Source organism: Dyadobacter linearis, assembly GCF_907165045.1.
In the GTDB taxonomy this organism is placed as follows: Bacteria; Bacteroidota; Bacteroidia; order Cytophagales; family Spirosomataceae; genus Dyadobacter; species Dyadobacter linearis.
In genome coordinates, this window is sequence record NZ_CAJRAU010000003.1 from 837131 (window position 1) to 859055 (window position 21925).

Consider the following 21925-nt stretch of genomic DNA (forward strand, 5'->3'; position numbering starts at 1 on the left):
AAGCAAGATTTAATGATAAAAATCAAAATGTTCGTCACCCGTTTTTCGGGAATGTCCTAACTTTGGCTTTACTGGAATTCCACACATTCAGATCACTTCAAAAAAACTTTATGAAAATTTTAATCACCGGGGGAGCAGGTTTTGTTGGGTCGGCACTGGCCATTTCTTTAAAAGTAAATTACCCTGACTATCAGGTCTTTGCACTCGACAACTTAAAACGCCGGGGTTCCGAGCTAAATCTGAGCCGCCTCAAAAAGCACGGTGTCGAGTTTGTTCACGGTGATATCAGAAACAAAGAAGATTTCGATTCAATACCTGCGGTTGACACGGTCATTGAAGCTTCGGCAGAACCCTCGGTACTGGCTGGGCTCGACGGTACACCCGACTATCTGATCAATACCAATCTGGTAGGAACTGTCAATTGCCTTAATTATGCATTGAAGCACAAAGCTGGCTTTATATTCCTGTCTACCAGCCGCGTATATCCGATCAAAACCATCGAAACGCTGAACTTCGTGGAAGAGGAAACCAGGTTTGCATTGTCTGACGACCAACCTGTTCCGGGCGTTTCTTCCAAAGGTATCTCAGAAGATTTTCCGTTAAATGGGGCGCGCTCATTATATGGTACTACGAAGCTTGCCTCTGAGCTGATCATTCAGGAATACAATGAATTTTATAATCTGAAAACAGTTATCAATCGCTGCGGCGTAATCACTGGTCCCTGGCAAATGGGTAAAGTTGATCAGGGTGTAATGGTGTTGTGGATCGCAAAACACTATTTCGAGCAGCAACTGGGCTATTTTGGCTACGGAGGTACCGGCAAGCAGATCCGGGATATGCTGCACGTGGCAGATCTGTACAGGCTGATCGATTGGCAACTACACAATCTCGATAAAGTCAATGGCGAAATCCTGAATGCAGGCGGCGGACTACAAAGTAGCGCATCCTTGCAGGAACTGACCAAAATCTGTCAGGAAGTAACCGGAAAAACGATCCCGATCAAGGTAGTACCAGAAAACCGGACAGCCGATATACGTTTATACGTTACTGATAACACGAAGGTAACCGCATTAACCGGCTGGAAACCTGAAATCGGTATCAAGCAAATAGTAGAAGAAATCACCGCCTGGCTCCAAGAGAACGAGGCCGATCTCGCACCTATTTTAAGGTAGGGAGGAAAGGGAGGAAGGAGGAAAGGGAGGAGGGAGAAAGGGAGGAGGGAAAAAGGGTTATTCCTCCATTCCTCCTTCCTCCTTCCTCCTTCCCCCTATTCACTCATTCAATCATTCAATCATTCAATCATTGAAGATAACCGAATGCCCCCGTGATGCCTGGCAAGGATTTCATCCGTTTATTCCAACGGTGCGGAAGGCGGCTTATATTAATGAGCTGCTTAAAGTTGGGTTCGATACGATTGATTTTGGAAGTTTTGTTTCGGCGAAAGCGATGCCGCAGGTCAGTGACACTGCATTATTACTTGATCAGCTAGATCTTTCGGGTTCGAAAACGAAACTGCTTGCTATTGTTGCAAACGAGCGCGGCGCTTTGGAAGCTTCCGGTTTTAAACAGATCACTTATCTTGGCTACCCTTTTTCCATTTCAGAAACTTTCCAGCTGCGCAATACCAATGCATCGATCGAAGCTTCGGTTGAGCGTGTAAAGGGTATTGCAGAAATTGCTGCTAATCGTGGTAAAGAGGTAGTTATCTATATTTCGATGGGCTTCGGGAATCCTTATGATGATGCCTGGGAGCCCGGGATCGTGATGGAATGGGTGGAAAAGCTGGCAAAGCTGGGTATCAAGATCTTTTCACTTTCAGATACGGTGGGAATGGCGAAAACGGACGATATCAGTTCCTTATTCTCAGAGCTTATCCCAGCTTATCCACACCTTGAATTCGGGGCGCATTTTCATACAATTCCTGATGAATGGAGAAGCAAGATTGAGGCTGCCTACCAGGCTGGCTGCCGCCGATTTGATGGTGCATTGCTGGGTTATGGTGGCTGCCCGATGGCGCAGGATGATCTGGTAGGGAATATGCCGACGGAGCAACTGATTGCATTTGCAAGGGAAATGTCGGACCCGGATCAACTGAATATGGATGCATTGCAGCTGGCCCGTAGTATGTTTTTGCAATTGGTACAAAAATAAAATGCTCCCGACTTTTAGAGCCGGAAGCATTTTAAATAGAAATAGCTGGAATTTATCAGGCGAATTTTCTCTTCACAATCGCAAGTAGTGCAGTTACCGCTTCTCCGTTTACGTCCCATGCATATTTGGATGCATATCGGTGCCAGATCAGGTTTTCAGCTTCTTCAAAACTTTTCACTGCATCGAGCTCGTAAATCGCCTTGTCGAAATGCTCGCTGTTTTTGTTAAAAAGCTGGTTAACAAACATAAAACGCTGTCCCAGCGGAATCGAGCTTGCTATATTTTCTACTTTGAAAGGAACACTTCCATAGGATTTGTCCTCACTAGGCGTCGGAATATCTACTTTGAAACGATTGTTTAACGATTCGCCTTCAACGGTATTTGACTTGGCCACAATATCACTTAAAACTACCGAAACCGGCTCAGCTCTCGGCGGAGACTTCGGTGCGACAGTTTCCAATTCGGTAAATGCAGAATCGAAAAAGGATTTTGATTCATTTTTGGCAGATACCAGCGGTTTTACCGGGTCCTGGATCCTGATCTCGCCAATGTTGATCGGGAAGACTTCGGTAAACTGGGCCAGGTGCTGGTCCACATCATCGACCAGGTCGCTGTGATCTTTCAATTCATAAAGCCAGCTCACAGCCTGCGTCTGGTACACAGAATTCGAACCACTGTCGTTCAGCCTGCCTAGCATTGCTTCCGCAATTCCCCTGTGAATATGGGTGTATTTTAATATTTGCTCTGCTCTTTCCTGGGTAAATTCAGCCTCCGGTGCAGCTCTCACTTTCTCTTCAAAATAAGCTGCGGGAGTCAGCAACAATCTGAGTGATTCTTTTACCGATTCCGAAAGCAGCGGTTCCAGATCTGTCCGTTTCACCGAGATATGCTGGGAAGCTGTATTCATAAAATCTTCCAGCGCACGCTTTACTTCTTCATTTGAAAAATCAAAATACGGGCTTCGAAAGGATTCTGCATTGCTTTTCCAGGCTTCAAATAACCGGTTTAAAATCCCGAGGTTCACTTGCCTTACCGGCGTCAGTTTCAATAAAGTCGCCCCGTTAATCGTATCCTGCGACTTGTACACCTCGTTCAGGACTGTTGTGGTGAATCTGGCGGCATATTGGTTGAGTGCATTTGAATTCAAATTATCCGGCATAAGGAATATGAGCTTTTGAGAACGATCGTGTTTTAAAAAAATATGTTTGCTTTGTAAATATAATCAAAATTGACGTGCACGCAGGTCAATCCGACACCAAAAGATGTTTGTAGAACCATCTCATAAAAGAGAAAATCAGAGCCCCAGAACCGGTTGGATCGAAGTCATTTGCGGCTCGATGTTTTCCGGCAAGACAGAAGAATTGATCCGAAGACTGAACCGCGCCAAGATCGCCCGGCAAAGGATACAAATCTTCAAACCAGCTCTGGATAAACGTTACCACGACGAGAACATTGTTTCTCATAATGATAATTCAATACGCTCGATACCTGTCGAAATGGCGCTTCAAATCACGCAATTGGCAGAAGATTGCGAAGTTGTCGGCGTGGATGAAGCGCAGTTTTTTGATGAGAAGATTGTGGAAGTATGCGACGGGCTGGCCAATTCCGGGAAGCGGGTTATTGTTGCCGGCCTTGATATGGATTATATGGGAAAACCTTTCGGCTGCATGCCCCAGTTGATGGCAATTGCCGAATACGTGACCAAAGTGCACGCGATCTGCATGGTTTGTGGCGAGGTCGCATCCCACTCCTACCGCATTTCTCCGTCGAGCGAGCGCGTTTTGCTGGGCGAGACCGAGCATTATGAAGCACGGTGCAGGCGGTGCTTCAATTTGGGGGACAAAGCTTATATGTTGTGATTTATTATGAATAACAGAAGACTATTCACTGCTTCGCTGGTGCTCAATGTGCTTCTGATTACATTCATACTCGCATTCGCATTCATTTACCGAGATAAGATCTTTCAAAGATTTGTATCCATGAAAGGAAACCCGCAGATCGTCATGTACGGTAATTCCATCACTGCACAAGGCAACTGGGTAGAGTTACTCGGCCGTATGGATGTTCTGAACAACGGGTTGCCGGGTTTATGCACCTATCATTTTGTCCAGCTGATCCAAACGCATGTCGTCGATTTGAAACCTAAGATATGCTTTCTGGAAGGCGGGATCAATGATATTACGGTTGGGGTTTCTCAGGAAAAGATACAGGCAAATTTCACATTACTGTTAGCAACTCTTCAAAAGAACGGGATTATCCCGGTAGTGACACTCACTATGTTCGAACAGAATGATCCGGTGAGCAAGTCAGAAGTCGAGTCGCTGAACCGATTTTTGGTAGAATACTGCGTTAAAAATAATATCACCTACATTGATATTAACCCGCAGATTTGTGATTCGACGGGACTTAAGGCAGAATTCGCAGTGGATAAGACGCATTTGAATGCGAAAGCTTATGAGATTTGGGCGAAGGAAATAAAGAAGGTATTGCTAGCTAAAAACCTTTGATACTTTAAAACAACAAAGGCTGCCCAAACGGACAGCCTTTGAAAATATATACTAGTATCGCTATTAAGCACTTACCTGGTTCATCACCTCAGTTTGCTTGCGGATAGACTCCATGTGAACAAGCTTGAACAACTCGTCTACCAGATTTGGATACAGATTCATGCTTTTTCCCCAGCCAGCACGCGTTTCCAATACTTCACGGAAACGGTCAACCTGGTAAGCAGCTACACTGTTATCACGTTTGTACTCGGCCAATTTCTCAACCAAAGCCATACGTTGTGCCAAAGTTTCCAGCATTTCACGGTCCAGGTGGTCGATTTTGCCGCGGATGATTTCTAATTGTGATGCATAATCGCTGCCGTAAGATTCTTTCCGAACGTGCAGGTCATGCAACATCTGGCCAAGAGCCGCCGGAGTCAATTGCTGTGAAGCGTCAGACCAGGCTTTATCAGGATCACGGTGTGATTCGATGATCAAACCATCATAATGCAAGTCAAGCGCGCGTTGCGACAGTTCATATAAATAAGCGCGTTTTCCCGCCATGTGGCTTGGATCACCGATTACCGGCAACTCAGGGAAAAGCGTTTTCAATTCGATTGCGATATTCCACATTGGGGAATTGCGGAATTTGGTTTCCTGCGCATTAGAGAAACCTCTGTGGATTGCTCCAAGTTTCTTTACGCCCGCCTGGTTCAAACGCTCCAAGGCGCCGATCCAAAGTTGCAGATCAGGGTTAACCGGATTTTTCACCAAAACAGGTACATCCACACCTTTCAGTGCATCAGCCAGTTCCTGAACATTGAACGGGTTCACAGTAGTACGAGCACCTACCCAGAGGATATCGACACCATACTTCAATGCCAGTTCAATGTGCTGAGGGTTTGCAACCTCAACAGCAACCGGCATGCCTGTTTCCTTTTTTACAGCCTGCAACCATGGCAAAGCTGCTTCTCCCATACCTTCAAAACTTCCCGGACGAGTCCTTGGTTTCCAGATACCGGCACGGATAACATGCGCAAAACCTTCTTCTTTGATCTGGTTTGCGGTTTCTAACATTTGTTCCTCCGTCTCTGCACTGCAAGGCCCGGCGATTACCAAAGGTTTCCCGTTGGTATTGATCCAACTACTTAGGGGAAGGATATCTAAAGAAGCATTCATATTCAAAAACTTGTCCTTAATAAATTAGATAATTGCAATATTTTGGCCCGGCAGCTTATGCGTATTTCCGGGATTGACGTACATTTGATGCCATAAAAGTCAAATAACTTCTTAATGAACACTAACTTCTCTCGTGATTAATAAATCCTCACCCGGGAAAAAGTGCACTTCAAATGGCAGAATCCTCTCCAACAAACCAAATACCTGTATTTTTTGAAGATACCTCCGTCGCTTTCGCTTCTAAATCTGACGCTAAACTTCGGAAAACATACTGGCTATTTAGCCTCATGAATCAGGCTCGAGTGGTAAATTTAGGCACTTTTTTTATAAAGCTTGCACTAAAACTAAACTTACCCATAAAAAATCTCATCCGGGTTACCATTTTTGAACAATTCTGTGGTGGTGAGACGATTAGCGAATGCAATCAGACGATCGCCGAGCTGGGTAATTCCGGCATCGGCACCATCCTGGACTATTCAGTCGAAGGCGAAGATGACGAATCGAGTTTCGATGCAACTGCTGCGGAGATCCTGAAAACCATTGACAAAGCTGCCAATTCTAAAACCATTCCGTTCTCGGTATTTAAAGTTACAGGAATCGCTTCCGCTGATCTTTTGGAAAAAATCCAGCGGAAAGATCCCCTGACCGACCAGGAAGAAGCTGCGTACGTCAAAGTCCAGCAGCGCCTGGAAAATCTTTGCGCTCGGGCACATGAAATGAATGTCCGGATTTTCGTCGATGCGGAGGAAAGCTGGATTCAGGGTATCATCGATGATCTTACTTATCAGATGATGCAGAAATTCAACCGCGAGAAAGCGATCGTGTACAATACTTACCAGCTTTACCGGCATGAAACCCTCGAAGCGTTGAAATCCGCCTATTTGACCGCCCGGCAAAAAGGTTATCTATTGGGAGGAAAACTGGTACGAGGAGCTTATATGGAAAAAGAAAGGCTGCGTGCAAGGGAAAATGAGTACTTCAATCCTATTCACGCTTCAAAGCAAGCTACCGATGAGGATTATAATTTAGCAATTGATTTTTGCCTCGAACATATTGAATACATTTCGATCTGCCTGGGTACGCACAATGAATACAGCTCTCAGTACTGTGCAGCTAAGATGAAGAAATTGGGCATTGAGAAAAACGACAACCGGATCTGGTTTGCGCAGCTGCTTGGGATGAGCGATAATATTTCGTTTAATCTTTCGAAAGCCGGCTACAATGTGGCGAAGTATGTTCCTTACGGGCCAATCGATGCTGTATTGCCTTATTTGATCCGTCGTGCAGAGGAAAATACTTCCATTGCCGGGCAAAGCAGCAGAGAGTATTTGCTGGTTAAAAGTGAATTGAAAAGAAGAGGAATCGGTTCTTTATAAGTAACTTATTACTTTCACGTTCTTAAATTTTCAATAGTTTTTCAAAAACGAATGAACCAATCCAGAAATCCGATCCCTTTTTTGCTTTTAAGTTTTCTCCTCATATTGGTTGACCAGACGTCGAAATTGCTGGTGCACAAGTATATGGAGCCGGGGTTTTCGGGCCAGATCGCACTGATAGGAAATTGGCTTAAGTTGCATTATGTTCTGAACCCCGGAATGGCATTCGGTATGCAGCTGGGTCACGAATACGGGAAGCTGTTTCTGACTTTGTTTCGTCTGGTCGCAATGGTCGCAATCGGCGGTTATATGATCCACCTTGCGCGAGCAGGTGCTTCCAAAGGCTTACTCTGGGCATTATCTCTGATCCTTGCTGGTGCGGTTGGAAATGTAATCGACAGCACATTTTATGGCGTGTTCCTGGAAAATGCTCCCTACGGGTCGCCAACTCCCTGGTTTCACGGCCAAGTGATCGATATGATATTCGTGGACTTCTGGGAAGGATTTATACCTGAATGGGTACCTGTCTGGGGAGGTCAATACTATTCAACACCAATTTTCAACATTGCCGATTCCTGCATATTTATAGGTGTTTGCAGCATTCTCATTTTCCAGGGAAGTTTCCACTCACACGGACCGGACGAAGAAGACAGACAAACAGAAGATACAGCGAAAGAAACTGAGCTAACAGCAGAAAGCCCAGATTCGAATGCGGAGGAACCGGAAACGCCTACGATTCAAAATCGACAACTGGAAGAAGACGATAGCAACAAAAAAGAGAGCATTTAGCTCTCTTTTTTTATTTCTAATTTTCGTCTTTCGTATAGGGAACGTAATCCTTAAAAGTCTTCCTTAGTGCGTTATCCGTGGCATCCTTCTTATTTTCCCACCTCGCATCCAGTTCCAAAGCCACCAATCCGCTCAGATTCATTAGTGCCTTAAATTCGTCAAGCCTCCGTATAAAATCCGGGTGGCGACGCGCAGACTTCTGTCCATATTCACGCGCAAAAACGTCTCCCTTATTTTGCAGCTCATTCTTCTTCTGCATAACGTAGTTGAAACGATCAAGCAGACCATTTACCGACTTACCTATAACTTCCGTTGCTTCCAGCGTACCCACGGTAGCAACTGTGGTACCACCGATTGTTGTAATATAACCTCGGGTATTTGCGTCAGTTTTCGCGATTACAGGAGCCAACCCAGTTGTCGCGCCGAGAGAAGCATTCAAAAGTGAACGACCTCGCTTTCCCTTCTTTGCCCTTGAATATGCTTTCTTCAATTCAACTTCTTTCTCAGTCATTTGTTCCAACAAGCTCCAAGCATTCGCAAGTGCACCCCGGTATAAATTAAATGCGTAAGTATCACGCAGGCTCTCGTCAACCGTATTTTTAATTACAAAACGCACAGTCCGTTCCTTCTTATTCTGTGCTTTGTCCATTACATAGAAAGTGATATTGAAGGCCAGCGTATCGTAAGGGTCTTTCACAAAATCGTAACCAGGCTCCCAGATAAACTCATAGCTCGTCGGCGTATTTTTTACCAATGCCTCGGAAGGAACTCTCTTATTTTCCGAAACAAAATTGAATGTATTAATATCATCTTCTCCATTCGGATCTGATAGTGTAAACCGCAGGTTGATCCGGTTGTTCTCAGCACTTCTGACAATCGAACTTTGAGGGATAATTGTAAAATCGGGAGCAAGGTCCATTTGGGTAACATCCAGTTTAAGGCGCCCCTTGGTCCTTGCTTTGGACGGCTGATCTTCTACATAAAATTCCATGTACCGGGCACCCTTTTTCAGTGTGGTAAATTGGGTCATCGAAGGTTCCCACGTAATTTCACCGGCAGCGCTCAATTTCATCCCCTCGGGCATCTGGTCCAATATAGGCACGAATACAATCGGGTCAGCATCCTGGTCGCGCACTGCGCCCATATCTATCTTGTAAACATTCTGGGTTTTATATTGTACGTAAAAAGGATGTAGCTCGTCGATCTGCGGCGGTCTGTTGACGTGATTTACTTTAAATACCACCTCGCGGGAAGCACTTTCCCCACTCACACTTTGCGCTTCAAATACGACCGGAAATGACTTGGTTGTATTGATCCTGTCAGCAACTTCAAACCCGGGTGTCCAGACGAAATGCCCCAGCGAATCGAATTTCATTTCTTTTGTTAGCCCGCTCACTGCATTATACCTAACCGAATCGCCCCTCCCTCCTTTCACCTGCAAATGGAAATTAATCTCTTTTCCTTCATACAAAACGTTCCATTCTGATTCAGAAGGAAATACAAGTTGTAGCGGGCCGGTTGAGTTGGTCTTCATATTTTCCTGCCCTTGTGCGCCCGATCCGAATAAAACAGCCGCTAGAAGTATCAGTATTTTATGAATATCTTTTATGAGCATATCGACAAAAATATAATTAATTCTTTGTTTAGAAGAGCACTGAGTCAAAACGCAAAACTAGTAAATCCCGTATAGAAAGCCCTGTCTATCGATATAAAATTGAAATACCGAATCAGATTCCATCTGGAAGATTTACTAATTGTATTTTTTAAATATAGCTACCAGCAGGGTAACACAAAATAAAAAGCAAGTAAGGTACTGCCTCACTTGCTTCCATATACACAAAACCGGAGAACAGCCATTTAAAAGACTGCTCTCCGGTTTTTAAAGTTCAAATATGACTTATTATTTTTTCTTTGGTGTTGCAGCCGGAGTAGTTGCTGGTGCAGTTGTCGCTGGCTTAGCAGGTGTTGTTGCCGCCGGTGCCGCCTCCACTTTGTCAGGATCAACTCCCAACTTTCTCAGGATCAAAGGAGTTGCATTGTTTTCCTCAGACGCTGCGAAAAGAATAATAGGCGTTGAATTTGCACCTGCATCCATGTTAAGGATATACAGGAAGCTATTTTCCTTTCCTACTTCCTGAATTGCGTTGTTCACCTTTGTAAGGATCGGCTCCAAAAGCTGCTGCTGTTTCGTTTGCAGAGAAGTTTGCGCGTTGTTCTGCATTTCCTGGATACGGGTTTGCAGGTTTTGCAACTCCTTCTCTTTGTCTGCACGAATCACATCTGTCATGTTAGCACCGTTCTTCTGGTAAGCCTCATACTTGTCTTGTGCCTCTTTGTACGTTTCGCCCAATGCCTTATCCAACTGCGCCTTCGTTACTTCAAGCTGATTCTGCATCACTTTGCTTTCAGGAAGCTTCGCGATTATATAATCCACATTGGTGTAGCCTATTTTTGTAAGTCCGCTTGCCGGAGTTGTAGTTTGAGCCAGGAGAGGGGTGGTGATGATGGTCATTACGACCAAAAAAGCCATCAATTTTTGTTTCATTGCTTTGTTACTTATTTAAGTTTACTAGTTGTACTTTTTTGTTTGGGTGAGGTATTTGCCGGTACATTCACCGGTTGTTCAGGCTTTTCGCTGCCAGATGCTTTATTCGCTTTTGGATCTATACCCAACTCCTCCATCACGTAATCTGAATAATCGTGTTTGGGATTTGTGTAAAGCATTCCAATGTCGCTGGATTTGTCAAACATAAAATCAAGCCGACGCTGGCTGCAGACTTTGGTTACGGCGCGCTGCACTTTTTCAAGTACAGGTTTCATAAGCTCTTTCTTCTTCTGGAACATTAACCCGTCCATTCCGAATATTTTACTATTGTATTCGCCCGCCTCAAGCTCCTTTTCCTTGATCTCGCTCTGACGTTTTCTTTTCAATTCTTCCGTCAGTAAGATCTCCTCCGCCATGTAAGCCCGCTGCATGCGATCGATTTCACCGAACTTGTCCTGAATTTCCTTGGCCCACTTTTCAGAGAACTTTTTCATCTCCGTCTGCGCTGCCAGGTACTCAGGCATCTTACTTGTAATGAACTCCATGTCAGTATACCCAATCTTCTGGGCGCTAGCCTCTGACTGCCATAGAATTGACAAAACTAGTAAAATAAAAAACTTCTTCATGCCAAGCCGCTAATAATTTGCAAACTTCTTAACGAAACTATTTTAACAATATTATCTGATCTGCTGTCCGATAGTAAAATGGAACTGCGCGCCGCTTCGTTTATCGCTGCCCTGGATTTTGTCGAATCCATAACCCCAGTCAATACCTAAAAGTCCGAATGCTGGCATGAATATCCTCGCACCCACACCCGCCGACCTTTTCAGATCGAATGGGTTAAACTCTTTATAAGTACCCCAGTTGTTACCACCTTCTGCAAAGCCAAGAATAAAGATCGTAGCCTGTGGATTAAGTGAAACCGGATACCGTAATTCCATCACATATTTGTTGTAAACGACCCCGCCACCAGATGCCGGGCGGCCATTCTGAGTAATAGGACCGACTTTTTGATCCTCATAACCGCGAAGACCGATAATGTCCTGATCTGCAAGGGAGAATGTTCCTTGTCCCGCCAATCCTGAACCACCGACTATAAACCGTCCAAATGGGCTGTAATTATCAGTTTTATCGTAGTTACCCAGGAAACCCATGTGAGCGCGGGTACTCAATACCAATTTACCTGCGATGGTCGCGTAATAGCTTGCATCGAACATCCATTTATGGTATTCAACCCAGCGGTAAGTATCTGTTTTGTCAGAAAACTCTTTTTGCCTGAAAGCCGAGTAAGGCGGAGTTACAGTGGCACTCAAAGAAATGTTACTTCCGCTTCTTGGAAATTGAAAATCACTTAATGTATTTCTTGAAATCGTAGTGTTAAAAGAAATATTGTTCGAGTTACCATTGGTGTAACCTATTCCGAAAATATCAAGATCGTCCAGGCGGTAGCGCTGGTAAGACAGCGAGTGGGTCATTACCAGGTTACGGTCCGGCTCTTTCAAACGGCGGCCGAGTGAGAATGTGATCCCGTTGTTGTAATATCCGCCGCGGTAATTGATCGTTCTTGAACCTCCGTTCAGTCCGCCGATACCATACATTGAATTCAAATCTGTAAGACGATAAACGGTACGTTGGATCGATACACCGAAGTTGATCGGTTTTTTACCACCCAGCCACGGTTCGCTGAAAGACATCGAATAGGTCTGATATTGCTTACCATTTGCCTGAAAACGAAGTGACAGCTTCTGACCATCCCCCGAAGGAAGTGGCCGCCAGGTTTCGCGGTTCGGGATATTTTTGATGGAAAAGTTATTGAAAACCAGACCCAAAGTTCCTACAAAACCAATGTAACCTCCCCAGCCACCAGACAATTCGATCTGGTCAGATGGTTTTTCTTCTACTGTATATTCAATATCCACAGTACCATCCTGCTGATTTGGAATCGGGTTGATCTGGATTTTTTCAGGATCGAAATAACCCATCTGCGACAGCTGGCGCTGAGTATTGATAATTTCTGTCTTGCTGAATTTCTGCCCCGGCAAGGTGAAAAGCTCTCTTAATACAACACGGTCGCTTGTTTTGGTATTACCATTCAACAAGATCCTGTTGATCGTCGCCTGCTTTCCTTCAAACATCCGCAATTCTACATCGATCGAATCGCCTTCCACTGCTCTTTCAGTAGGCTCGATACGGAAATACAGGTAACCGTCGTCCATATAGATCGAACTCACGTCCTGCCCAGGTATTCCATTTATCTTTTTATCCAGCTCCTCAGGATTGTACACATCCCCTTTTTTGATCCCAAGGCGATCGCCCAGATATTTGGAAGTATACAGGTAGTTTCCCGACCAGGTGATATCGCGATAGAAGTACTTGGTACCTTCATCGATTTTCATATCGATGCTAATGGTTTCTTCACCATTTTTAATTGTATCAAACTGGATCGTAGCATCGCGGTAACCATTTTTACGGTAGTACGCGATCAGTTTTTCCTTGTCCTCGTCGTATTTTTTAGGAATATATTTAGATGGATTGAAGAGCCTGCCAATTCTTTTTTGCTTGGTACCCTTCATTTTCCGCTTCAATGTTTTGTCACTGATAGCCGTATTTCCTTCAATATCTATTTTCTCGATCTTAACTTTCTTGCCTTTATCGATCGTAAAATTCAAAGTAGCCTGACCGCGCGTGGAATCAGGGATTTGCAACACCTTCACTTTGGTGTAGTAAAAACCTTTGTCCATATAATACTTCTTGATAACCAGCTGCGTGTTCTTAATCACGGTCGGCGTAATTACGCGGCCTTTTATCAGCTTCACCTTATCATTCAATGTTTCTTTTTCTCCCTTACGAATTCCGGAAAAAGATACTTTGTAAAGACGCGGACGCTCTTTAATGTGGATATTCAGCCAAACTTTATCAGCTTCGATCTTGGTATAAAGGATTTCTACATCATCCAGCGTACCAAAATCCATCATTCTTTTGATAGAGGAAGGAATAGCTGGTCCTGGCAGCCGGATCTTGTCTCCTGGCTTTAATCCGGAAATAGAAATCATGGAATTAGGATCCAGAAACTGGGTACCTGAAACTGTCACTTCGGCAATCGTATATTCCTTTGGATTAGCTGGGTCCATGACACTTGCAGCAGGAGCGGCGGGCTTGTTGGCCCCGATACCGATCCGCTGTGCATTCACGGATACGCAAGAGCATATCAGCAGTAATGCAGTAAGACCTTTCAGATGTGCTAGTGATTTATTCAAATTGGTAAGAAGGTTCATATTGTTCTACTTAGCACTATTCGCTTTAATTTGTTCGCCTGTTTTTCCAAATCTTCGTTCCCTGTTCTGATAGGAAAGAATCGCCTCATATAAATGCTCCCGACGGAAATCAGGCCAAAAAAGATCTTCATAAAAATACAACTCAGAGTACGCCAGTTGCCACAAAAGGAAATTACTGATCCGATGATCACCGCCAGTGCGCAGCATCAGGTCCACTTCCGGTCTGTTGCCGGTAGCGAGTTTAGACGAAAGTAGCTCTTCGCTGATCTCACCGGGAGTCAAAACGCCGTTTCGAATATCCTCTGCGATTTTTCTGGTTGCCTGGGTAATGTCCCATTTGCCGCTGTATCCCAAAGCCAGGATCAGATTGAGGCCGGTATTGTCACGCGTGGCTTCAATTGCTTGTGCAAGCTGCCGCTGGCAACTTCTTGGCAGGCTTTCCGTATCTCCGATCGTGTCCAGTTTGACGTTATTCTTTTGCATGGTAGGAAGCTCGTTTCCAATAGATTGGACCAGCAATTCCATCAAAGCCCTGACTTCAAACTCAGGCCGGGCCCAGTTTTCAGTGGAGAATGCATAGAGTGTCAAACACGACACACCCAGTTCAGCACAGCCTTCCGTCACTTCCCTAACTGCCTTAATTGCATTGCGATGGCCAAAAACCCGAGCTGCGCCCTGGTTTTGAGCCCACCTTCCGTTACCGTCCATGATAACGGCGATGTGCTTCGGCAGATTGCCCGCATCAATGAGCTCCTTCATTACTCCTGACTCCCTTTAACCTTTTTTAACAAAACAAATGACGAATATCAAAGGATTTATCAATTAGGGCCAAAAAATCACACTGCTCAGCTTTTCAGGAATCACTTAATCAATTACCTGTACGCTGAGCAAGACGTTTTTGTGCCGAAATTCAAAAAAAAATCTTATTTGATAATAAACTGCTTTACAATAAACCTACTGGTGAACAGGAGATTACATTCTTAAAATTATATCGGGATTGTAAACAGGGGCGCAATTTAGGAATAAGTATTGCCTCTACAAAATGAATAATTCTTAATCCCGGCGTGAAGACCAGCCAGTTAATTATCAAGAAGATGACGTATAGTATCAGCATAAGTACTGCCGCTTGTTACCTGTGAAGCCTTGCGGTCACGCAGTACGATCACGTACTTTCCATTGAAATGCTTCTGGATCTCCTTAATGTGATGGGAGTTGACAATACCTCCCCTGCTGATACGCAGATAATGCTTGGGGAGCTTTTCTTCGAGCGAAGTTAAGGTATAGTTCAGCAGGTATTTTTGTCCGTCGAGGGTATTCAGGAATACATATTTCTCCTCTGCTTCAAAATGCGTGATATCTGTCATCGGTATCAGCAAGATTTTGTCGCCTGATTTGACAGACAGTGAGAATATCTCCTTTTTAGGTTTCATTTCTTCCAGTAAGCGCAGCAGGTTTTCGGAATACGGATTTACAGTTCCCACACTGCTTGCACCCGCATTTGCCAGATTCCGGATCTTCTCAATTGTTTTCAGCAGCCGGTCATTTTCAACCGGTTTTAAGAGGTAATCGACAGAATTTTCTTCAAAAGCCCGGATCGCATATTGATCGTAAGCTGTCGAAAAAACCACCAGCGGCATTCTGGTAAGCTTTGAAAGCATTTCAAAACCATTCAGCAGGGGCATTTCAATATCCAGAAAAATGACGTCCGGGCAATGCTTATTAATTTCGATCAGACCTTCCGCTCCGTTTTTTGCTTCGGAAATAATTGAAAACACTTCTGAATGCTTTTCGAGCAATCTTCTCAACCGGCTCAATGCAAGTGGTTCGTCGTCTATTAATATCGTTTTAAGCGGGAACTGCATGACTGAAATTTTGATGTTGACCTATTACTGATTTTTGGATCGCGATATTGACGGTTTTCCTGGGTTCATTGTGCAGTTCCAGCCTGGCGTCATCGCCGTAAAGCAGCTTTAATTTATCCTGAATACTTCTGATCCCGTAGCCGGCCCCCATCGTTTCGGGAAACGCCGGACCATTATCGTGGACACAAAGGTGCAGCCAGGAATCTTCCTCGTAAATCCTTACCACAATATTCCCTTCCTCGGCCATGCGAGAAATACCATGTTTGATCGCGTTTTCGACAATTGGCTGCAAGATAAATTTTGGCACCTGCAATTGTCGCAAACCATCGTCCATTACTTCAACACTAAACCTCAATCTGTCTCCAAACCGCACTTTCTCAACCTGCAAGTACGTTTCCACCATTTCAAGCTCATTCTCAATGGTATCGAAATAATCGTTCGTTTTCCGGCCGGTCGTGTATCTGAACAATTTCGAAAGCAGCAATGTCATTTCCTCCGCTTTGTCTGGATCTTCATGTACGAGGCTGGCAATGCTATTCAGTGAGTTATACAGAAAATGGGGATTAATGCGCGCCTGCAATGCGTCGAGCTCTGCCCTCGTTTTTAGTTTTTCAAGATTCAGTAACTGGTATTCCTGGTCGGATATCTTGCGTGAAAGCTGCTGGCCTTCCCTTCTCAGATAATAAAATGCATTGGCCACCAAAATCGGCCCCCACATATACCAGTACCAGGGCGCATTTTGCGCAGCTTCTTCCGGGTACCGGCTGCCGTATTCCAGCAGGATATCAGTGCCGAAATACGAAAAGAAAATGATCCCAAACAGGTTGTTTGCGATGACAATCGCGATGGTCAGGATCAGATGTTTCAGCCAAAGCTTTTTAAGAAAAACATCCATCATCTGAACCAGCCCCTGCGTGAGCAGGATCGTCAAAATGCCCGAAAGAACGCCATTCAATACCAGAAACTGATACAAACTGACTCTGATCGGTTCATTGGTATAGAAGATCTCGGCAGTAAAATAAACGATCGCATTCACGCCGTACAGCAGCAGCGCGCCGAGCAGAACCGCTACCAGCGTCCCGATCCAGCCCTGATTTTGCACTATTCCGATCAAACTCACATCCTGCCAGCGAAACGACCGTTCATTGGAAGTATAACTAAAATTGGCGCCTTCCACTTTCGCGCCCGTCAGGTCCACATCCGAGAGACTGCTGAAACTAAGGTCTGCATTCGTCAGGTCAGAATTCCGAAAAGTTGTCCGGTCGAGCGACGAAAAACGCAGTCTCGCATTCCGCAAATTGGCACCGTCGAAGTTTGTATCCTTTAAGCTGGAAAAGCTGAAATCGGCGTTTTCCAGGTTCATATTACTAAAATCCCTCCCGTCGAGCGAGGAAGCCTGCATTTGTAATGGTTTCACTTCACGGTCATTCATCTTGCGTCAGTCATCTCAGTTAGTTTGTGAAAGCATCCAGTCGGTTTCCATTTTGCCCCAGTCTGGGTGAATACCGGATTCGGGTTTAAAAGTCTCAAATTTTTGTTTTGCTTTTTCAAGCAAAGGTTTGGCTGCCTTTTTCCCGCCGCCAAACTCCTCGGGCGTAAAGAATGCGCTGCTTCCTTCCAGGTAATATATCCTCGGGTTTTCTGCATTCAATGCTTTCGCTGCCGCCAGATGCTCGGTAAACCTGGCACCATCGTTCTCCCAGCGGTTCATCGGATCGGCTGCCAGGTGGATTTGCGCCTGATAAGCCCTCAACACCAGCAATTCGTCATTCGGCTTTCCCAAAATACCCTCCGCATCTTTCAATAAGACATTTGCTTTATCGAGATACTGATCTTTTTCGGTCAGGGTAGCTCCCGCAAAACCGAGCATTACATTGCAAAAAGCCGCATGATATTTTGGGAGCCACTCTTTTGGTTCAGCTGCCGCTATTCTTTCAAACTTATTGGAAATATCAACAAGCGCTTTCACATCAGGTTTCGCCCGGTCGAGGTTATTGAAGGCCTGGATATTCTCGGTCATGGCCGCAGTATACTTTTCATTTTGCGCAAAAAGCATGCAAACTGAGCAGCTGAATGCGATTACGGTCGTCAATAGTCTTTTCATATTGTTTAAATTGAGTTTATAGAAATACCTTTTAAAAATCATCTTTGTCCACTTTGGCCTTCTTCGAAAGCATGATCTGCATTCCTACAAAAAAGCTCCGGTAACTCTGCGGTCCGACTGCATATCTCGTTTTACCGTCGGGTGTGTATCGATACGTGAATATGTTCTTGGTATTCAATACATTATCAACAGTCGCATAGAATATTACCAGGTTACCTTTAATGCTTTGCAGCTTACTGGCCTGAATGCTCACATTGTGGACAGCCGGTGTTTTATCGCCAAGGAAAACTTCGCTATTGGGATTATAATAGGGGCGGCCGCTTGTGAATGCATAAGTAGCGCTCAGGTTCGTTTTGATTTTTTCAAACCACTTTTTGGTGATCAGGCTGATATTGTGATTGGAGATAAATGTCGGGGTCGCTGCCTGTTCAAATTGCTGGAACAGCCGCTCGGAATCTACAAAGCTGTAAGTAATCCAGTAATCGAAGTTTTTGACCGATTTCTGATCGCGCCAGAAAAAGTCGAAACCGCTTGCATAACCTTTGCCGCCGTTATTGGTCGCCCCCCAGGGAAAACGGTAGGGATCGGCATTGAAACGCTGGCCGGTAAACTCCCGCACAAGCTGCGCGTAGTTCTTATAAAACGTCTCAACCCGAAAGGTCCGCTGGTTTTTGATGATCTGGAAGTTCAGAATCAGGTGGTCGGCGCGCTCGTAGGTCAGTGACTTGTTGGTGTATAAATATCGGTAATCGGGGTTTTGGTAAAATTGCCCGGCCGCAAGTGAGACCTGACTGTACTTTCCTGTTTTATATGCAAAAGAAAGCCGGGGCGCCAGATTAAACCTCCCGATCACAGAACTGTATTCGCTCCGTATTCCAATGCGGCCAGCCAGTTGCCTCGTCACATATATTTCAGATTCGATAAATGCAGCTGCATATCTGTCTTTTAAACTGAATAATTCACCATCTACTCCATTTTTGAGATGAATAGCATGCGCCTCCGCGCCGAAGAGTAAAGTATTGTTGCCGGAAAATAATCGACTCAAAACCAGTCTCGCCTGTGTACGTTCGTCGAAACGATCAAAATTGACACCGTCAAAACGCATATCGTCTTTATTCCGGCTATAAGAAAAACCAGAATTCAGCGTCCACAATTCGTCTTTCCACGAATCTGTATAAGTGCTGGTTGCGAATGCATTCCGGTTTTTAAGATTGAGGTTCACGCTGCCCGATTCGCTGGAAGGATCTTTGGAGTTCATGCTCAAATGACTGTCAGAATACATTCCGTACACTTTCAATACCCCGTTTTTGGTAGGCTTCCAGCGATAGGTAAGAGAAGAACCTTTAAACTCAGGCTCGTGCAGCCAGTCTACATTTTGTTTGACCAACTTAAAAAGCGGCCGCAGATTTCCGTAATAAGCCACCGCCGAAACGGACTGATTTTTAGTAGCATGATCGTAGTTCAACCCTGCATTCGCCAGATTCAGACTGATACCCAGACCATTGGTACTAGCTTTGTCGGTAGTATTGAGCAGCAAAACGGAAGAAAGCGCCTGCCCATATTGCGCGGAATAGCCGCCGGTACTGAAAGAAGTTCCCTTAAACATAAAAGGATTGAACCTGCCCCGCTGCTGCACGTCCGGTAGCGAGCTGAAAAACGGGTTCTGGACGATCATTCCGTCAATAACGATCTTCGTTTCCTGTCCCGACCCGCCTCTTACAAAAAGCCCCTCCTGCTCCCCTACCCTTTGCGCGCCGGGCAAAAACTGCATAGCGCCGGTAATATCGGCGGCGGCTCCTGCGGTGGTAACAATGTCCAGCGGTTTCAGCATCGCCATTCTCTTTTCGTCCGAAGCCTCGAATGCGCCGGCTGTAATTACCACCGTATTCAACTCGTTGGCCAGCTCAGTTAGTTTGATTTGAAGGTCAGCAGCATTTGGTGTAAGGCTTATTTTTTTCTCAAAAAGCTCAAACCCGACATAAGTAGCGGCAAGCGTGGCGGTATCCTTTTCGGAAGTAGTAAAAGTGAATGCCCCGCCGGCACCTGTGGTGGTACCATCATAAGTACCTTTCAAAAAAACGTTGGCACCTGGCAGCCCGGCGCCTTTATGATCGGTAACCCTGCCTTTGACCACATGCTGCGCATGCGCAAAAGTGGAGATACACAAAAGTGAAAAGTAAAAAAGCTTCATGGCTGACAGATCGTGTTATTGACACAAATCTATCTTCCATGAAGCCTTTCAGTAATTGATTTCCGACGAACCACCGTTTTCAGCGGGATGAATGCGTCAGAGATCGTAGTAAATGAGAAGTGCTTACAGCTCTTCCAGCATAATATTCTTCCAGCGAACTTTAATGCCGCCGCCGTCGTGGATCTGCAATGCGATCGAACCGTTTGCCGCACCGATCTTCGCGTCGTCGAAATCGACCATTGCATTACCGTTCAGCCAGGTTTGTACTTTGTCTCCTACTGCCTTAATACGCAAAGTGTTCCATTCGCCCATTTTCAGAAATCCTTCTTTTTCCTCCGGGATCTGAACAAGCCAGTTGCGGCCGTACGATTCGTAGATACCGCCTGTATCATGGTTTGGCGGAGCAACTTCAACCTGCCAGCCGGATACTTTGGTACCATCAACGGTCGAGCGGAAGAATACGCCGCTGTTGCCGTTTGCCTCCTGCTTGAATTGCAGGGACAGATCGAAATTCTTGTAAAACTTGTCGGTGGTCAGGTAACCATATTGCTTGTCAGGCCCGCTTTCGCAGATCAGCTCTCCTTTTTCAACGTACCATTTCTCTGTACCATTGATTTTCCAGCCGCTTAAATCTTTTCCATTAAATAGCTTAACAGGCTTTTTTACCTGCGGGTCACCGTTTTCACGGGTCGCCAGAAACGCGGAATTCACGAACAGAATGGCGCAGCAAATGAGAAGCAGTTGTCTTGTTTTTAACATTTTGGTTTGGGGATTAGGATTAAAAAATTGGCGGCAAAATGCAGTTAAAATACATTTTCCATTAGTTTTACAAAAAATAACTATTTGGAAAGCTATGAAAAAAAACCGTTTTGTAGGGCGTTGGGCGACATTTTTTTTGATTGCGACTCTATTTTCCGCAACCGTAATATCATGTAAAGAGAATAGTGAAGATCTGGTTAAACCTAAAACAATAGCTGACGTAATTCTTGAAAACGGTCAGTTCAGTATATTGAAAGATATTATGGTACGCGCGAGAATGACCGACGCGCTGCGAACTGATAACATTACCCTGTTCGCTCCTGACAACAATGCTTTCGGCAGAGCGAATATTTTCAGTTCTTCCGTGATCCCCGACGATTCAGTGAAGTATTTCCTTCAAAACCATATTATCAAAAACAGAACAGAAGCCGCTGAACTGAAACTTGGAAACCATCCTGCGCTCAACAAGGCAAATCTTGTCGTTACAAAAACAGACAGCATTGTAGCAGTGAATAAATCGGATGTAGTGATCCCAAATGTAAATGCGGACAATGGTGTGATCCACGTGATCGACAGTGTGCTGGTTATTATCAAATAATTGACAATATGTGCACAAAAAAGCCCGGCAAATTAGTTTACCGGGCTTTTTTGTGGTCTTATGTTTTAATACTGCTCGGTATGGGCAAAGAAGAAATTTCCTTCGATCCCTGCATTTTCGTCAGAATCTGAACCGTGGATCGCATTCGCTTCCACTGATTTGGCGAACAGTTTCCTGATCGTACCCTCATCTGCATTAGCCGGGTTGGTAGCGCCGATCAAAGTACGGAAATCTGCTACGGCATTTTCCTTTTCAAGGATCATCGGAACGATAGCGCCTGACGACATGTAGTTGCAGAGATCATTATAAAACGGACGTTCTGCGTGTACCGCATAAAACTCGCCCGCGCGCGCTGCGGTAAGATGCGTTTTTTTCAAGGCTACAATACGAAATCCCGCCTCCTCAATCATTTTGATAATTGCTCCCGAGTGACCGTCCTTTACGGCATCCGGCTTAATCATTGTGAATGTTCTATTCGTTGGCATACTTAAAGGCTAAATTAATTTCGTGCAAAACTACTGTTTTTCAATTTATATCCTTGATAGTTCGGCAACTATGCCCGCGAAAGGTTAAAACGCCAAGGATACTTCGCCTTTCGGAGGCAGGATTA

Annotated in this window: 20 protein-coding genes; 7 read left to right on the forward strand and 13 right to left on the reverse strand. The window is 44.9% G+C overall.

The window, feature by feature from the left end:
* Positions 1 to 110 precede the first annotated feature (110 nt).
* Complete coding sequence (locus tag KOD92_RS13885) at positions 111 to 1172, forward strand: NAD-dependent epimerase/dehydratase family protein (RefSeq protein ID WP_215234165.1); 1062 nt, start codon at positions 111 to 113, stop codon at positions 1170 to 1172.
* A 130-nt stretch (positions 1173 to 1302) separates the two neighbouring features.
* Positions 1303 to 2151, forward strand: coding sequence for a hydroxymethylglutaryl-CoA lyase (locus tag KOD92_RS13890; RefSeq protein WP_215234166.1), 849 nt, complete (start codon positions 1303 to 1305; stop codon positions 2149 to 2151).
* A gap of 55 nt (positions 2152 to 2206) precedes the next feature.
* On the opposite strand, the gene KOD92_RS13895 is transcribed toward KOD92_RS13890, so the two are convergent.
* Positions 2207 to 3310 (reverse strand): hypothetical protein, encoded by a 1104-nt coding sequence (locus KOD92_RS13895; protein ID WP_215234167.1) that lies wholly within the window; start codon positions 3308 to 3310, stop codon positions 2207 to 2209.
* Between the two features lie 103 nt (positions 3311 to 3413).
* Between KOD92_RS13895 and KOD92_RS13900 the strand changes: the two genes are divergently transcribed.
* Together KOD92_RS13900 and KOD92_RS13905 are read left to right on the forward strand one after the other, a co-directional pair.
* On the forward strand, positions 3414 to 4010 hold the full coding sequence (locus KOD92_RS13900; protein WP_215234168.1) for a thymidine kinase: 597 nt from the start codon (positions 3414 to 3416) through the stop codon (positions 4008 to 4010).
* 6 nt (positions 4011 to 4016) lie between these two features.
* Positions 4017 to 4658, forward strand: coding sequence for an SGNH/GDSL hydrolase family protein (locus tag KOD92_RS13905; RefSeq protein ID WP_215234169.1), 642 nt, complete (start codon positions 4017 to 4019; stop codon positions 4656 to 4658).
* Between the two features lie 63 nt (positions 4659 to 4721).
* Here the strand turns inward: KOD92_RS13905 and KOD92_RS13910 are convergent, their stop codons facing one another.
* The gene (locus tag KOD92_RS13910) at positions 4722 to 5816 is read right to left on the reverse strand and encodes a chorismate mutase (RefSeq protein ID WP_215234170.1); all 1095 of its coding nucleotides are present in this window, start codon (positions 5814 to 5816) and stop codon (positions 4722 to 4724) included.
* 173 nt (positions 5817 to 5989) lie between these two features.
* Between KOD92_RS13910 and KOD92_RS13915 the strand changes: the two genes are divergently transcribed.
* Both KOD92_RS13915 and KOD92_RS13920 read left to right on the forward strand, forming a co-directional pair.
* The gene (locus KOD92_RS13915) at positions 5990 to 7192 is read left to right on the forward strand and encodes a proline dehydrogenase family protein (protein ID WP_215234171.1); all 1203 of its coding nucleotides are present in this window, start codon (positions 5990 to 5992) and stop codon (positions 7190 to 7192) included.
* Between the two features lie 51 nt (positions 7193 to 7243).
* A complete protein-coding gene (locus KOD92_RS13920; RefSeq protein ID WP_229254671.1) occupies positions 7244 to 7981 on the forward strand; it encodes a lipoprotein signal peptidase in 738 nt (245 codons plus the stop codon).
* A 16-nt stretch (positions 7982 to 7997) separates the two neighbouring features.
* Here KOD92_RS13920 and KOD92_RS13925 read toward each other — a convergent pair whose 3' ends face one another.
* The 10 genes from KOD92_RS13925 to KOD92_RS13970 form a co-directional block, all read right to left on the reverse strand.
* Positions 7998 to 9596, reverse strand: coding sequence for a hypothetical protein (locus KOD92_RS13925; protein WP_215234172.1), 1599 nt, complete (start codon positions 9594 to 9596; stop codon positions 7998 to 8000).
* A 285-nt stretch (positions 9597 to 9881) separates the two neighbouring features.
* Positions 9882 to 10526 (reverse strand): OmpH family outer membrane protein, encoded by a 645-nt coding sequence (locus tag KOD92_RS13930; protein WP_215234173.1) that lies wholly within the window; start codon positions 10524 to 10526, stop codon positions 9882 to 9884.
* An 11-nt stretch (positions 10527 to 10537) separates the two neighbouring features.
* Complete coding sequence (locus KOD92_RS13935; protein ID WP_215234174.1) at positions 10538 to 11152, reverse strand: OmpH family outer membrane protein; 615 nt, start codon at positions 11150 to 11152, stop codon at positions 10538 to 10540.
* A gap of 51 nt (positions 11153 to 11203) precedes the next feature.
* Positions 11204 to 13801 (reverse strand): outer membrane protein assembly factor BamA, encoded by a 2598-nt coding sequence (bamA, locus tag KOD92_RS13940; protein WP_215234175.1) that lies wholly within the window; start codon positions 13799 to 13801, stop codon positions 11204 to 11206.
* A gap of 6 nt (positions 13802 to 13807) precedes the next feature.
* On the reverse strand, positions 13808 to 14560 hold the full coding sequence (locus tag KOD92_RS13945) for an isoprenyl transferase (protein ID WP_215234176.1): 753 nt from the start codon (positions 14558 to 14560) through the stop codon (positions 13808 to 13810).
* A gap of 320 nt (positions 14561 to 14880) precedes the next feature.
* Positions 14881 to 15663, reverse strand: a complete 783-nt coding sequence (locus KOD92_RS13950; RefSeq protein WP_215234177.1) for a LytR/AlgR family response regulator transcription factor — start codon at positions 15661 to 15663, stop codon at positions 14881 to 14883.
* The gene (locus KOD92_RS13955) at positions 15647 to 17095 is read right to left on the reverse strand and encodes a histidine kinase (RefSeq protein WP_215234178.1); all 1449 of its coding nucleotides are present in this window, start codon (positions 17093 to 17095) and stop codon (positions 15647 to 15649) included. The genes KOD92_RS13950 and KOD92_RS13955 overlap by 17 nt, the downstream gene beginning before the upstream one ends.
* 15 nt (positions 17096 to 17110) lie before the next feature.
* A complete protein-coding gene (locus tag KOD92_RS13960) occupies positions 17111 to 17767 on the reverse strand; it encodes a hypothetical protein (protein ID WP_215234179.1) in 657 nt (218 codons plus the stop codon).
* A 31-nt stretch (positions 17768 to 17798) separates the two neighbouring features.
* Positions 17799 to 19958, reverse strand: a complete 2160-nt coding sequence (locus tag KOD92_RS13965) for a TonB-dependent receptor (RefSeq protein ID WP_215234180.1) — start codon at positions 19956 to 19958, stop codon at positions 17799 to 17801.
* A 123-nt stretch (positions 19959 to 20081) separates the two neighbouring features.
* Entirely contained in the window at positions 20082 to 20717 is a 636-nt protein-coding gene (locus tag KOD92_RS13970; RefSeq protein WP_215234181.1) for a 3-keto-disaccharide hydrolase, read from the reverse strand.
* Between the two features lie 94 nt (positions 20718 to 20811).
* Between KOD92_RS13970 and KOD92_RS13975 the strand changes: the two genes are divergently transcribed.
* Positions 20812 to 21315 (forward strand): fasciclin domain-containing protein, encoded by a 504-nt coding sequence (locus KOD92_RS13975; RefSeq protein WP_215234182.1) that lies wholly within the window; start codon positions 20812 to 20814, stop codon positions 21313 to 21315.
* 65 nt (positions 21316 to 21380) lie between these two features.
* Here KOD92_RS13975 and KOD92_RS13980 read toward each other — a convergent pair whose 3' ends face one another.
* Positions 21381 to 21800: a nucleoside-diphosphate kinase gene (locus KOD92_RS13980; RefSeq protein WP_215234183.1), complete on the reverse strand. Its 420-nt coding sequence runs from the start codon at positions 21798 to 21800 to the stop codon at positions 21381 to 21383.
* Between the last annotated feature and the right edge of the window lie 125 nt (positions 21801 to 21925).